General features: G+C 45.2%; 12 protein-coding genes. 8 read left to right on the top strand and 4 right to left on the bottom strand.

Annotation, left to right across the window (positions count from 1 at the left end):
- Nucleotides 1-94 precede the first annotated feature (94 nt).
- Entirely contained in the window at nt 95-571 is a 477-nt protein-coding gene (locus vsple_RS12200) for an RDD family protein (RefSeq protein ID WP_261882124.1), read from the top strand.
- Between the two features lie 69 nt (nt 572-640).
- Here vsple_RS12200 and lptG read toward each other — a convergent pair whose 3' ends face one another.
- Together lptG and lptF are read right to left on the bottom strand one after the other, a co-directional pair.
- The gene (gene lptG, locus vsple_RS12205) at nt 641-1,711 is read right to left on the bottom strand and encodes an LPS export ABC transporter permease LptG (protein ID WP_261882125.1); all 1,071 of its coding nucleotides are present in this window, start codon (nt 1,709-1,711) and stop codon (nt 641-643) included.
- A 3-nt stretch (nt 1,712-1,714) separates the two neighbouring features.
- Nucleotides 1,715-2,815 carry an LPS export ABC transporter permease LptF gene (lptF, locus tag vsple_RS12210; protein WP_261882126.1) on the bottom strand — a complete coding sequence of 367 codons (1,101 nt, stop codon included), beginning with the start codon at nt 2,813-2,815 and terminating at the stop codon, nt 1,715-1,717.
- A gap of 190 nt (nt 2,816-3,005) precedes the next feature.
- Between lptF and pepA the strand changes: the two genes are divergently transcribed.
- The 5 genes from pepA (at nt 3,006) to vsple_RS12235 (ending at nt 9,693) form a co-directional block, all read left to right on the top strand.
- Nucleotides 3,006-4,514 (top strand): leucyl aminopeptidase, encoded by a 1,509-nt coding sequence (gene pepA, locus vsple_RS12215; protein ID WP_032553239.1) that lies wholly within the window; start codon nt 3,006-3,008, stop codon nt 4,512-4,514.
- A gap of 93 nt (nt 4,515-4,607) precedes the next feature.
- Nucleotides 4,608-5,057 carry a DNA polymerase III subunit chi gene (locus vsple_RS12220; RefSeq protein WP_261882127.1) on the top strand — a complete coding sequence of 150 codons (450 nt, stop codon included), beginning with the start codon at nt 4,608-4,610 and terminating at the stop codon, nt 5,055-5,057.
- A gap of 102 nt (nt 5,058-5,159) precedes the next feature.
- The gene (locus vsple_RS12225; RefSeq protein ID WP_261882128.1) at nt 5,160-8,033 is read left to right on the top strand and encodes a valine--tRNA ligase; all 2,874 of its coding nucleotides are present in this window, start codon (nt 5,160-5,162) and stop codon (nt 8,031-8,033) included.
- A 233-nt stretch (nt 8,034-8,266) separates the two neighbouring features.
- Complete coding sequence (locus tag vsple_RS12230) at nt 8,267-8,665, top strand: DUF2061 domain-containing protein (RefSeq protein WP_261882129.1); 399 nt, start codon at nt 8,267-8,269, stop codon at nt 8,663-8,665.
- A 122-nt stretch (nt 8,666-8,787) separates the two neighbouring features.
- A complete protein-coding gene (locus vsple_RS12235; RefSeq protein WP_261882130.1) occupies nt 8,788-9,693 on the top strand; it encodes a bifunctional helix-turn-helix transcriptional regulator/GNAT family N-acetyltransferase in 906 nt (301 codons plus the stop codon).
- A 33-nt stretch (nt 9,694-9,726) separates the two neighbouring features.
- Here the strand turns inward: vsple_RS12235 and vsple_RS12240 are convergent, their stop codons facing one another.
- A complete protein-coding gene (locus vsple_RS12240) occupies nt 9,727-10,521 on the bottom strand; it encodes a glycosyl hydrolase 2 galactose-binding domain-containing protein (protein ID WP_261882131.1) in 795 nt (264 codons plus the stop codon).
- Nucleotides 10,522-10,649: 128 nt separating this feature from the next.
- Entirely contained in the window at nt 10,650-11,063 is a 414-nt protein-coding gene (rraB, locus tag vsple_RS12245) for a ribonuclease E inhibitor RraB (RefSeq protein WP_032553248.1), read from the bottom strand.
- 575 nt (nt 11,064-11,638) lie between these two features.
- Between rraB and arcA the strand changes: the two genes are divergently transcribed.
- Both arcA and vsple_RS12255 read left to right on the top strand, forming a co-directional pair.
- Entirely contained in the window at nt 11,639-12,859 is a 1,221-nt protein-coding gene (gene arcA / locus vsple_RS12250) for an arginine deiminase (RefSeq protein ID WP_032553249.1), read from the top strand.
- A gap of 147 nt (nt 12,860-13,006) precedes the next feature.
- Nucleotides 13,007-14,008 carry an ornithine carbamoyltransferase gene (locus tag vsple_RS12255; protein ID WP_261882132.1) on the top strand — a complete coding sequence of 334 codons (1,002 nt, stop codon included), beginning with the start codon at nt 13,007-13,009 and terminating at the stop codon, nt 14,006-14,008.
- The last annotated feature ends 212 nt before the right edge of the window (nt 14,009-14,220 follow it).

Consider the following 14,220-nt stretch of genomic DNA (forward strand, 5'->3'; position numbering starts at 1 on the left):
TTTTGCCACTAAGTTATAAGCTGTGCGCAATGTCTCTTTCCACTTTTGGGCTTAGCCTATATTCTGACGCCAAATTTTTAAAAGAAGTACTGTCATGACCTCTACTAATACACTACCACCCGCTGGTATGTTTCGCCGTTTAGGTGCTCTGTTCTATGATGCGCTGATTGTCCTTGCTATCGAAATGATGGCTGCGGGCGTAGTTGTTGCTCTGCTCCACGCCCTTATGGCAATGGGACTGTTTACCCATTCAGGTTACGCAGATGTGAGCGACTTCCTGACGAATCACCCTATCTGGAGCCCAGCTTACACTTTCTACCTTGTGGTAGTTTGGTGTTACTTCTTTGTGTTTTTCTGGACTCGCGCAGGACAAACTCTAGGTATGCGAGCTTGGAAACTTCGTGTACAAAACAGTGATGGCTCTGCAATTAGCGTCACTCAGGCTCTAATTCGTTTAGGTACATCTGGATTTGGATTAGCCAATTTGTGTGTTCCGTTTGATCCTAAAAAACGTGGCTTCCATGATATCTGGGCTAAAACCCAAGTGGTGGTACTACCGAAAGCACAATAGTCGCTAAAGAAATGGTTTCAAATATAAAAAAGGGAAGGCACTCGCCTTCCCTTTTCTCATCAATAGCTTTTATAGCTTTCGTCTTAGCAGCATCAAAGCGATACCAAAGAACACAATACTTGGCGCGACTGCCCCAAATACGGGAGGTATCTGGTACACCAAGCTGACTGGCCCAAAGAACTCACTCGATATATAGAAAGTAAAGCCCGCAATCACCCCCGACAAGATCCGCGCGCCCATAGTCACACTTCTTAGTGGCCCAAAGATAAACGAGAGTGCCATCAGCATCATCACAGCAATCGACAGAGGCTGAGTTACCTTACGCCAGAAAGCGAGCTCATAACGAGACGCATCTTGTTCAGAAGCTTGCAGGTAAGAGACATAATCATATAAACCGCTTAACGAAAGCTCCTCAGGTTTCACGGTTACGATGGCCAGTTTGTCGGGAGCCAGAGATGTTTCCCAAGAATAAGCCGGTAAGCTCTCCTTGGTAATTTGAACATCATCCTCAAATGATGTGATCTGCACGTCCGACATTGTCCAAGTGTTGTTACCATCATAATCAACCTGCTCAGCGAATATGGTCGACTGGAGCTTTTTATCTTGGTCAAAACGCCACATATTTATGCCATACAGCCTTTCATCATCGACCTTGGCAATAAAAATAAAGTCATTGGCGTCACGAGCCCAAACACCACTTCGCGTCGAAACAATACTGCCGCCTGAGATAGAGATAGCTCTTAGATCACGAGCCATCTTCTGCGCTTGCGGTGCACCCCATTGACCAAGCAAGGTTACTATGATCATCAGAGGGACTGCTGTTTTAAGTACCGATAGGCCGATATCTAACTTAGAGAACCCTGCCGCTTGCATAACCACCAGCTCAGAACTTGCAGCTAACATACCTAAACCGATCAATGCCCCTAATAGCGCTGCCATCGGGAAGAACATTTCGATATCACGAGGAATACTCAGAAGAACAAAATATAAAGCCTGAAGCAGATCATAAGTACCGCGACCAACCTTTCTTAACTGCTCAACATATTTGATGATCCCAGACAGGCCAACAAACGTCACAAGCACCAAAGCAGTGGTAGAGATAATGGTTCTGCCAATATATAAATCGAGAATCTTAAACACGGTTTAGGCCAACCTTTTCTTCTTGAATTTTTCTTTCATGCGCCTTACTGGCACGCTATCCATAAAGTTTGCAGAGACAGCCACAATCAACAACACGGCATTGATTGGCCACATACCAATAGCGGCTGGGATGCTGCCCTCCTCTATTGACGACTTCGTTGCACTGATCGCTAAGAAGTATGTTAGGTAGATCAAAATCGCAGGTCCCATTTTGGCAAAGCGACCTTGCCTTGGGTTTACCGCTGACAATGGAACAACCAACATAGTTAGAAGCGGAATACAGATGACCAAAGAGATACGCCATTGCAGCTCTGCCTTGGCATTATTGTCTGGGTGGTTAATTAGATCCAGAGTCGGGATTGCTTCCCAGTCACGCCCTTTCTTTTTAACGTCTCGCTGACCAATTAGTCCTTCGTACTCGTCGAAGTGCGTCATCATATAATCAACACGCGTCGGAACTCCCTCATAGCGCGTGCCATCGTACATAGCGATCACTTGTCTGCCATCACTTAACTCTTTTACATCACCGGAGGAAGAGAACATCACACTTGGTAGAATTGAGTCACGAGGCGCAATCTGAGCCACGAAAACATTTTCCAGCTTATTGCCCTTGATATCATCAATAAAAACAACAGAAGAACCATCAGGAGTGCTTTCGAATTTGCCTTTAGGTAATAGATCAACACTGTTCTCAGCTGCCACTTTTTCATAGAGCTGTTCAACTTTATCTTGCGACCATGGCGATAGCCATAGCGAGTTGAATGCCGCAACGCTCGCTGTAATCAAGGCTAGGTAGAGTGCAGCCTGAATTAAAAATTTGTTGCCGATGCCAGTGGCGTTCATCACCACGATTTCACTTTCAGCGTAGAGTCGGCCAAATGTCAGCAGGATACCGATATAAATACTCAGCGGTAACATCAACAGCCCCATCGCCGGCATGTTCAGGCCAACAATCGATAAAATGAGACTTGCGGGAATATCACCGTCCGAGGCGTCAGCCAAAACACTAATAAATTTTTGGCTGAGAAAGACAAGAAAAAGGACAAAAAAGATCGCAAATTGACTCTTGATTGTCTCGCGGATCAAATATCTAACAATAATCACGCTCAAATTACCTATACAAAACTTGTTTTTTTGATTGAATCACTATAATTTCCCGTTGAACCTTTTATTTTTAAATTTTTAGCTAAGTGTTAGCGCTCTTCTGTAAGGTTAGTTCCATTGTAGGATCCAACAAGTAAGAACGCATTATCTAACATTTAGTTCTATTTGTCTTCAGGATGTAGGAGTACGCATGGAGTTCAGTGTAAAAAGTGGCAGTCCAGAAAAACAACGCAGCGCATGTATCGTTGTCGGTGTATTCGAACCACGCCGCCTTTCTCCAGTAGCCGAACAGCTAGATAAGATCAGTGATGGCTATATCAGTTCACTACTTCGACGTGGTGACCTAGAAGGTAAACCTGGCCAGATGCTACTACTGCATCAAGTACCAGGTGTACTTTCAGAACGAGTTCTATTAGTAGGCTGTGGCAAAGAGCGTGAACTAGGTGAGCGCCAATACAAAGAAATTATCCAAAAAACCATCAGCACGCTTAACGAAACAGGTTCTATGGAAGCAGTATGTTTCCTAACTGAACTGCACGTCAAAGGCCGCGATACTTACTGGAAAGTTCGCCAAGCGGTTGAAGCAACTAAAGATGGCCTATACACATTTGATCAATTCAAGAGCAACAAGCCTGAGACTCGTCGCCCACTACGTAAGCTGGTATTTAACGTACCAACGCGTCGTGAGCTAAGCCTAGGTGAAAAAGCGATCTCTCACGGTCTAGCTATTGCTTCAGGTGTAAAAGCGTCGAAAGATCTTGGCAACATGCCACCAAACATCGCGAACCCAGCATACCTTGCATCTCAAGCTCGTCGCCTTGCTGACGACTTCGACACAGTGACGACTAAGATCATTGGTGAAGAAGAGATGGAAAAACTGGGCATGACTTCTTACCTAGCGGTAGGTCGTGGCTCTAAGAACGAATCTATGATGTCTATCATGGAGTACAAGGGCGCACCAGACTCTGATGCAAAACCAATTGTACTGGTTGGTAAAGGCCTAACATTCGATTCAGGCGGTATCTCACTGAAGCCGGGCGAAGGCATGGATGAGATGAAGTACGACATGTGTGGTGCGGCATCTGTATTCGGTACGATGAAAGCGCTCGCTAAACTGAACCTACCGATCAACGTTGTTGGTATTCTTGCTGGTTGTGAAAACATGCCAGGTAGCAATGCTTATCGTCCAGGTGACATCCTAACAACGATGTCTGGTCAAACTGTTGAAGTACTAAACACTGATGCGGAAGGCCGTTTAGTTCTGTGTGATGCACTGACTTACGTTGAGCGTTTCGAACCAGACTGTGTGGTTGACGTTGCAACGCTAACAGGCGCATGTGTCATTGCTCTAGGTCACCACATCAGTGGCGTTCTATCGAACCACAACCCGCTATCTCACGAGCTAGTTAACGCATCTGAGCAAGCAAGTGACCGTGCATGGCGTCTACCAATGGCAGACGAGTACCACGAACAACTAAACAGCCCGTTTGCTGACATGGCAAACATTGGTGGCCGCCCTGGTGGTACTATCACTGCAGGTTGTTTCTTGTCTAAGTTCACTAAGAAATACAACTGGGCACACATCGACATCGCAGGTACTGCGTGGAAGTCTGGTGCAGCGAAAGGCTCTACTGGTCGTCCAGTCTCAATGCTAGTCCAATTCTTATTGAACCGCAGCGGCCATGAGACTGAAGAGTAATCTTCAAATATAATAAAAAGGGCCTACGGGCCCTTTTTTAGTAACTTATGATGGGAAACTTATCCCTCGCTTTTATCGAGTTTGAGTAGCGTTATGCAGACAGCCACTTTTTACATCGTGTCGCCAGACAGCCCTCAAGCAGAGCCACAAGGTTTTGCCGAGTACGTGTTGTTTCTCGCTCACCACTTTACTAAGCAAGGCGCAAAACTCTACCTAAACTGCAACGACAAAGCGCATGCCGAGAGCCTTGCTGAAATCTTCTGGCAAGTCGAACCCGAGCAGTTTATGGCACACAACTTGGTTGGTGAAGGTCCAAAGTATGCCACCAATATTGAAATAGGTTACGAGGGCGTTAAGCCCAATTGGAACCGTCAATTGGTAATAAATGTGGCCGATAATCATACAACCTTTGCGAACGCCTTTGCTCAGGTGATAGACTTCGTGCCTTGCGAAGAAAAAGCGAAGCAACTCGCGCGCGAAAGGTATAAAATTTACCGTCAAGCTGGGTATCAGTTACAAACGATTGAGATTCAGCATCCATAGTCAAACCTCATAGTTAAAGCTATCTTTGAATTAAGGTTCAAGAAGCTTCACTTATGAAGTTTGACCAAGATTAACCATTCACAGTATCCGTAAAAGAGCACTATGGAAAAGACATATAACCCAACATCAATCGAACAAGCCCTGTATCAGGCTTGGGAAGAGAAAGGCTACTTCAAGCCACACGGTGACACATCAAAAGAAGCTTACAGCATCATGATCCCGCCACCGAACGTCACTGGTAGCCTACACATGGGTCACGCGTTCCAAGACACTATCATGGATACTCTGATCCGTGCTGAGCGTATGAAGGGCAAAAACACCCTTTGGCAAGTGGGTACGGACCACGCTGGTATCGCAACTCAAATGGTTGTTGAGCGTAAAATCGCAGCTGAAGAAGGCAAAACTAAGCACGACTACGGTCGTGACGCTTTCATCGACAAAATCTGGGAATGGAAAAACGAATCTGGTGGCACAATCACTAAGCAGCTTCGTCGCCTAGGCGCTTCTGTAGACTGGGACCGCGAGCGTTTCACAATGGATGACGGCCTATCTAACGCTGTTCAAGAAGTGTTTGTTCGTCTATATGAAGAAGACTTAATCTACCGTGGTAAGCGTCTAGTAAACTGGGATCCTAAACTGCACACCGCAATTTCTGATCTTGAAGTTGAAAACAAAGACAAAAAAGGCCACATGTGGCACTTCCGCTACCCGCTAGCAAATGGCGCGAAAACAGCGGAAGGCAAAGACTACATTGTTGTTGCGACCACTCGTCCAGAAACCGTGCTAGGTGATACGGGTGTTGCGGTAAACCCAGAAGATCCACGTTACAAAGATCTTATCGGTAAAGAGATCCTGCTTCCTATCGTTAACCGTCTGATCCCTATCGTAGGCGATGAGCACGCAGATATGGAAAAAGGTACAGGTTGTGTGAAGATCACGCCTGCGCACGATTTCAATGACTACGAAGTTGGTAAGCGTAACAACCTGCCAATGATCAACATCCTAACTTTCAACGCAGACATTCGTGATACGGCTGAAGTCTTCACTACTAACGGTGAAGTTAGCGATGTTTACTCAACTGAGCTACCAGCTAAATACCACGGTATGGAGCGTTTTGCTGCTCGTAAAGCGATCGTTGCTGAATTTGAAGAGCTTGGTCTTCTTGATGAAATCAAAGATCATGATCTAACGGTACCTTACGGCGACCGTGGTGGCGTAGTTATCGAACCAATGCTAACTGACCAATGGTACGTACGCGCTGCACCTCTTGCAGAGCCTGCTGTTAAAGCGGTTGAAGATGGTGAAATCCAGTTCGTTCCTAAACAGTACGAAAACATGTACTTCTCTTGGATGCGTGACATTCAAGATTGGTGTATCTCTCGTCAGCTTTGGTGGGGTCACCGTATCCCGGCATGGTACGACAACGATGGCAACGTATACGTAGGCCGTACTGAAGAAGAAGTACGTGCAAACAACAACCTTGCTCCAGTCGTTGTACTGCGCCAAGACGACGACGTACTAGATACATGGTTCTCTTCTGCACTATGGACGTTCGGTACTCAAGGCTGGCCTGAGCAAACTGAAGACCTTAAGACGTTCCACCCTTCAGACGTTCTAGTAACAGGCTTCGACATCATCTTCTTCTGGGTTGCACGTATGATCATGATGACCATGCACTTCAACAAAGATGAAAATGGTAAGTCACAAGTACCATTCAAGACAGTTTACGTAACGGGTCTAATCCGTGACGAAAACGGCGACAAGATGTCTAAGTCTAAAGGTAACGTTCTTGACCCTATCGACATGATCGATGGTATCGACCTTGAGTCTCTAGTAGAGAAGCGTTGTGGCAACATGATGCAGCCTCAGCTAGCAAAGAAGATCGAGAAGAACACGCGTAAGACTTTCGAAAACGGTATCGAACCATACGGTACTGACGCGCTACGTTTCACTCTTGCTGCTATGGCTTCTACTGGCCGTGACATCAACTGGGATATGAAGCGTCTTGAAGGTTACCGTAACTTCTGTAACAAGCTATGGAACGCGAGCCGTTACGTACTGATGAACACAGAAGAGCACGATTGTGGCATGTCACTGTCGGCTGAAGACCGTGCAAACATGGAATTCTCTCTAGCAGATAAGTGGATTGAATCTCAGTTTGAACTAGCAGCGAAAGAGTTTAACGCTCACCTAGACAACTTCCGTCTAGACATGGCTGCGAACACGCTTTACGAATTCATCTGGAACCAATTCTGTGACTGGTACCTAGAGCTAACTAAACCTGTTCTTTGGAAAGGTACAGAAGCTCAGCAACAAGCAACTCGCTACATGCTGATCACTGTTCTAGAGAAGACGCTACGTCTTGCGCACCCAGTACTTCCTTACATCACTGAATCTATCTGGCAGAGCGTTAAACCGCTAGTAGACGGTGTTGAAGGCGACACTATCATGACTCAAGCGCTTCCTCAGTTTAACGAAGAGAACTTCAACGCTGAGATCGTAGAAGACATCGAATGGGTTAAAACTTTCATCACGGCTATCCGTAACTTACGTGCGGAATACGACATTGCACCTAGCAAAGGTCTAGAGGTAATGATCAAGGTGGCTAACGAGAAAGATGCGGCACGTATCGAAGCGAATAAGGTCGTTCTAAACTCTCTCGCGAAGCTAGATAGCCTAACGGTTCTTGCAGACGACGCTGAGACGCCAGCATGTGCGACTAAGCTAGTGGGTCAATCTGAGCTGATGATCCCAATGGCAGGTCTGATCGACAAAGATGCAGAGCTTGCTCGTCTTGATAAAGAAGTGAAGAAAACGCACGGCGAAATCAAGCGTATCGAAGGCAAGCTAGGTAACGAAGGTTTCGTTGCTAAAGCACCTGAAGCGGTTATCGCAAAAGAGCGTGAGAAGCTAGTTGGCTACCAAGAGACACTAGCTAAGCTTGAAGAGCAGAAAGCGACTATCGCAGCTCTTTAACCCTCGCTCAATGAGAAGCCTTTGAACTTCTCGCTTAAAATAGAAAGGTTGGCCTTGTGGTCAACCTTTTTTTATACCGCTAGGTTCTGTCACGACGAACCTCAGCATTTCCAAACTCCACACTCTTTTTGATAGTTTTTGCCTATCGAATTAATCTCCAATACCCATTTTATTTAATGATAATAATTATCAATAATAGCTTTATCGAAACAACACAACGATGAGTAATTATCATGAAAAAGACACTAACCTTTGCAGCACTTCATTTTACTATCGCATTTAGTGTCGCTTACGTACTCACTGGCGACATCTTAATTGGTAGTTTAATTGCCATGATCGAACCTTCAGTGAATACCGTCGCTTTCTATTTTCATGAAAAGGCGTGGGCTCAGGTTCCAGCGCTAAAAGCTCGTCAATGGATGACCAAATTAAAAACGGCTAGTTTCGCAACCATTCATTTCAGCGTCGCATTTACCGTGGTTTACTTATTGACAGGTGATGCCTTTGTGGGTGGAGTAATGGCGATGTTAGAGCCAACATTGAATACAGTTGCTTACTACTTTCATGAGAAAGTTTGGCAGCGCAAATCAGAAGCCAATGTTTCTCGATTCTGTTACCACCAACACGCTTAAACTAGAGAGCTATCTCTAAAAATAGAGCGTCTACTGGTGAATCAATGGCTGCCCTTGACAAAGTTGCGCACCGCAATTAATTTAATTGCGGTGCGCAACTTTATTTTGAGAGGTTAATAATAGTGAATGCTCGTCAACTAAGACATTATTCTCGCCAAGCGGTACGTTTGCTGGGGATGCTTGATAAACAGTGTGGCGAGATAGCGCTCACTCCGGTACAGGCACATGCACTTGGAGAGATCCAGCTGCAACCATTAACCATCAATCAACTGGCACAACGACTGAATGTCGACAAATCGAATGCAAGTCGCACTGTGACTGGGTTAAGCAAGCTTGGCCTCGTAGTAAGTATTGAAAATCCGCGCGACAAGCGCAGCCAAAATATCACGCTGACTGATATTGGTGCATCTACCTTATCTCAACTCGATCAACAGCAAGATAGCTTCTTTGATGACCTGTTAAAGGTGATCGATGAGAACGAACAGCAACAGCTCAAACAAGGCTTAGAGGCATACCTCAAAGGCCTAACAAAAGTCTGCCAAGCGGATGAATTTGTGCTCCGCCCGATGACACAAGCCGATAACTCGCAAGTCGCTAAGGTTATTCGACAGGTGTCGGCTGAGCATGGCTTAACGGCTGATAAAGGATATGGCGTTGCCGATCCAACTCTGGATGATATGTATTCTGTCTACGCCCAAGACAATGCGATGTATTGGGTCATCGAGTACCAATGTCAGATTGTTGGTGGTGGCGGCTTTGCACCATTAGCAGGTAAGCCTGAAGTGTGTGAACTACAAAAGATGTACTTCTTAGAGCAGACGCGTGGTCAAGGTCTGGCCAAACGTATTGTTGCCCTAAGTCTTCAGCTAGCGAAGCAACAAGGGTACAAGCAGATGTATCTAGAGACAACGGAGTGTTTGGGAGCAGCTATTAAGCTGTATGAGTCTTTAGGTTTTGAGCACTTAGACGGCGCTTGGGGAGAGACCGGCCATGACGCATGCGAAATTGTTATGGCCAAAGCGCTTTAATTTAGGAGATAACCAAGTTACCTCCTATCGAGATTAGCGCAGAAAGTTGCTCACACAAGAAGCTGGGTTAAGAGCAACAAAAGAGCTCTCTTTTTGTCCATCAAGCTCAACCTCTAACTCATACAAGTGCTTAGGGTTGGGCTTATTGATGTCAAATATCACTGGTGCTTCAACCTGAAAAACCACACCGGTGTGGTCAGCCCGCACATCAATCGGCATCACTAATGTCATCCCATTGAATTTGATCGATGCTGACACTAACCCAGATTTGAGAGTCTGGTAAATCACATCGACCTTGAACTCACAGCCACCACCATGGTGCCAGATCTGCTCTGTAACCACCTGTTCTAGTTTGGTATGGCGAACAAACTGTAGGTAAGGAGCCTGCCAAATCCCAATACGTGAATCAGATTTAGCAACAGGCGTTGTTAGCGCGACCTCTTCCATGTCCTCTTCCAACAATAACCCTTCTTCTTCCTCAAGGAATAAGATCTCAAAGCGATTACGGCCTGATTGCATATATGGGCGGATATCTTTGCGGTACTCTTCCTGACTGCCGTCACAATCGAACACGGCCACACCATTAAGGCGAACCTCGGCAAAGTAGTCGACACCAGCCATCACTAGCTCAACCAAGAGACACGCCAACATGGCGTCATCGACTTCGATGTCGTGCATTAAGTGCCACTCTTGAGCCGCAATCTCTTCTTCACTTAGCGTGTCTGGGAGTTTTGCGCTCAGCGGTGCTGGGAAAGTAATGTCGTCTTGGGGAATAGAGAGATCGGTAAGTGGCGATATTTGCCAAAGACCATCAAGTAGCAACCGCATATCATTCCTTGAGCTAGATCAATTTTGACCGCATTATAATGAATACACGCACATAAAGACATTGATTTTTATACGGACAAAAAAATACCAGCAATTATATGCTGGTATTTTTCAATTCAGTAACGAGATTACTCTTCGTCTTCATCATCTTGTGGGTAGATAGCATCTTCGCCTTCGTAGTAAGTGCCCCAACCGTCGTAAATGATGTCAAATTTTTCTGCTAGATTAACCAGCTTCTCAACTTGCTCGTCAATCGCTTCTGCATTAAGAGCCGACTGCATAGTCGCATCGCAGCAAAGCAGCTTGTTGCCATCTTCGTCTTCTGTCTCTTCTGCTTCTAATACTTCAAAGCCCATCTTGAACGCTTCAACAACCGCTTTCTCAAGTACATCGAAATCTTCAGCAAATAGGTGGTGCTCAATTTCGTAAAGTGCATCAGGATCGCTACCGTCTTCGATCAATGCTGCAATGATATCGCGAGTCTCTTCCTTTTGAATCTCAATTAATTCTTCTACTGATAGATATTCATCTTCGTGAGACATGTTTCTGCTCCAGAGTGTTGACTATGAAAGGATCAAATTTGATTGCCACGAAATATGGCATGGATCGCGCAGAAAAGCCACCTAGATCATCGGGCAACAGCAAACTTTATCCCTTATTAAAGACACTCAAACAGAGCCAAAAGTAAAATCGCAATCACAGAAACAAATATTCAACATATTATTAACCAAAAGCGCTTTTAGCATTTCATTTCATCTGCTGATCAGGTTGTGTTTGATTTGAAATGCCTGATTAATCACTGTGAATGCATACATACAATTTCCGTGACTTGCATAAGATTTCGCTCTATTCAATTAAAGTGCATATTAGTGAATAAAAAGTCACTATACAGCTGATTTTAATTTCTATTCCCTAGTTCAATAGCAGCATAGAAACGCAGAAATCGATGATTTGCCTCTCAGCGTGGAAAATAGCCAAAAAACAACAAATGCAGATAAATATCAGAATTTTCATCCAAATATAACCAAATAACCTATTTTTTCTATCTTTCACTGAGCTTGCATAATGCGATCAAGCTTGTCATAAATAGACGCTGGATTAAAAGTAAGGATGCAAAATGAGTAAGCTGTACGTTGGCTCCGAAGTCGGTCAATTAAGACGAGTTCTATTAAATCGACCAGAAAGAGCACTCACCCACCTCACCCCTTCAAACTGTCACGAACTTCTTTTTGATGATGTACTAGCGGTTGAAGCTGCGGGTGAAGAACACGATGCCTTCGCATCAACACTTCGCAACCAAGGTGTCGAGGTGTTATTGCTGCACGACCTATTGGTCGAAACACTGGATGTTTCTGAAGCTCGTGAGTGGCTACTCAATACCCAAATTTCAGATTTCCGCTATGGCCCAACCTTTGCGCGCGACCTAAGAAATTACTTAGCACAAATGGATAACGAACACCTCGCCACCATCTTGCTTGGCGGTTTGGCTTATTCAGAGTTGCCCATTGCTTCATCGTCGATGCTGCCAAAGATGCACCGCCCGTTAGATTTTGTGATTGAGCCGTTACCAAACCACCTATTTACCCGTGACACCTCTTGCTGGGTATATGGTGGTGTGTCACTTAACCCAATGATGAAACCAGCGCGTCAGCGTGAAACTAACCACCTGCGTGCAATCTACCGTTGGCACCCAGTGTTCGCAGGCCAAGATTTCATTAAGTACTTTGGCGATGAAGACCTTCACTACGACAACGCGAATATTGAAGGCGGTGACGTATTGGTGATTGGTAAAGGTGCGGTTCTTATCGGTATCTCCGAGCGAACTAAGCCGCAAGGCGTAGAAAACCTTGCCGCGAGCCTATTCAAATCAGGCCAAGCAAAAGAAGTCATCGCGATCGACCTACCTAAACACCGTTCGTGCATGCACTTAGATACCGTAATGACGCACATGGATATTGATACCTTCTCTGTGTACCCAGAGATCGTACGCAAAGATCTTGATACATGGCGCCTCACACCAAAAGAGAATGGTGAGATGCGAGTTGAAAAAGCGGATAACTACTTATCAGCCATCGAAGGCGCACTGGGACTGGATCAGCTGAAGATCATCACCACAGGCGGTGACAACTACGAAGCAGAGCGTGAGCAGTGGAACGACGCGAACAACGTTTTAACTGTAAAACCAGGTACAGTAATTGGCTACGAGCGCAATGTTTATACCAATGAGAAGTATGACAAAGCGGGTATCGAGGTTCTAACAATACCAGGCAATGAACTGGGGCGTGGACGTGGTGGTGCTCGTTGTATGAGTTGCCCAATCGAGCGTGACGGCATCTAATTTCAACTTCCTCCCTTCCCCTCTTAAAAGGTCAGCCAATATGTGCTTGGCCTTTTTTATTAAATTAACAAAATAAATATTCACAAATATAGCATTTTTATGTTTAACTAAAGCCTTCATTGATTCTATTTGCTCAAGGAGCGGGATATGGCTTTTAATCTTCGCAATCGTAACTTTCTAAAATTGCTCGACTTTACTCCAAAAGAAATTCAATTCTTACTGGATCTGTCAGCAGATCTAAAGAAAGCTAAGTATGCAGGCACTGAACAGAAAAAACTGCTCGGTAAAAACATCGCACTGATCTTTGAAAAAGCCTCTACTCGTACTCGATGTGCCTTTGAAGTTGCCGCATTTGATCAAGGAGCTCAAGTCTCTTACATCGGGCCATCTGGCTCCCAAATCGGTCAAAAGGAATCAATGAAAGATACGGCTCGCGTACTGGGCCGTATGTACGATGGTATTGAATATCGTGGCTTTGGTCAGAGTATTGTTGAAGATTTAGGTGCCTACGCGGGTGTTCCTGTTTGGAATGGCCTCACTGATGAGTTCCACCCAACTCAGATCTTGGCTGACTTCCTGACCATGCTAGAACATGGCCGTGGAAAACAGCTGCACCAGATCAGCTTTGCTTACCTAGGTGATGCACGTAACAACATGGGTAATTCACTATTAGTTGGCGCGGCAAAAATGGGGATGGACATTCGTCTCGTGGCTCCGAAAGCCTTCTGGCCTGAAGAGCAGCTAGTTGAGGAGTGCCAAACTATCGCACAGACAACAGGCGCGAAAATCACCTTAACAGAAGACGTGCCTGAGGGCGTGAAAGGCTGTGACTACTTATATACTGATGTATGGGTTTCTATGGGTGAGTCTCCTGAAGCTTGGGATGAGCGTGTTGCGGTGATGAAACCTTACCAAGTTAATATGGATGTGATTAAGCTTACTGGAAACCCACAAGTGAAGTTTATGCACTGCTTACCTGCATTCCACAACAACGAAACTGTAATTGGTCAGCAAGTCGCTGATAAGTACGGTATGAATGGACTGGAAGTGACCGATGAAGTCTTTGAGTCAGATTACTCGATTGTCTTTGATGAAGCAGAGAACCGCATGCACACCATCAAAGCGGTGATGGTTGCTACGCTTGGATAGGCCATTAATATCATAACAATAAAAGGTTGATGTAATCGCTTGCGCTCACAAATTGAAAGCGTATAATTCTCGGCAATTTGTCTGAGAGTAGTGAAAATGACACCTATCAATATTATGACATCGTTGAATATTGCACGTAAGCTGGCTGGCTTACAAGGTCGTCTATTCTGCTCAGAAACCTCTTTTTAAAGCCTCCCATTATGGGGGGCTTT

This window comes from Vibrio pelagius, assembly GCF_024347575.1.
GTDB lineage: Bacteria > Pseudomonadota > Gammaproteobacteria > Enterobacterales > Vibrionaceae > Vibrio > Vibrio pelagius.

What these genes read in the sequence shown, in the direction of transcription:
- vsple_RS12200 (WP_261882124.1), top strand. Translation starts at nt 95, where the DNA reads ATGACCTCTACTAATACACTACCACCCGCTGGTATGTTTCGCCGTTTA.
- pepA (WP_032553239.1), top strand. Translation starts at nt 3,006, where the DNA reads ATGGAGTTCAGTGTAAAAAGTGGCAGTCCAGAAAAACAACGCAGCGCA.
- vsple_RS12220 (WP_261882127.1), top strand. Translation starts at nt 4,608, where the DNA reads ATGCAGACAGCCACTTTTTACATCGTGTCGCCAGACAGCCCTCAAGCA.
- vsple_RS12225 (WP_261882128.1), top strand. Translation starts at nt 5,160, where the DNA reads ATGGAAAAGACATATAACCCAACATCAATCGAACAAGCCCTGTATCAG.
- vsple_RS12230 (WP_261882129.1), top strand. Translation starts at nt 8,267, where the DNA reads ATGAAAAAGACACTAACCTTTGCAGCACTTCATTTTACTATCGCATTT.
- vsple_RS12240 (WP_261882131.1), bottom strand. Translation starts at nt 10,521, where the DNA reads ATGCGGTTGCTACTTGATGGTCTTTGGCAAATATCGCCACTTACCGAT.
- rraB (WP_032553248.1), bottom strand. Translation starts at nt 11,063, where the DNA reads ATGTCTCACGAAGATGAATATCTATCAGTAGAAGAATTAATTGAGATT.
- arcA (WP_032553249.1), top strand. Translation starts at nt 11,639, where the DNA reads ATGAGTAAGCTGTACGTTGGCTCCGAAGTCGGTCAATTAAGACGAGTT.
- vsple_RS12255 (WP_261882132.1), top strand. Translation starts at nt 13,007, where the DNA reads ATGGCTTTTAATCTTCGCAATCGTAACTTTCTAAAATTGCTCGACTTT.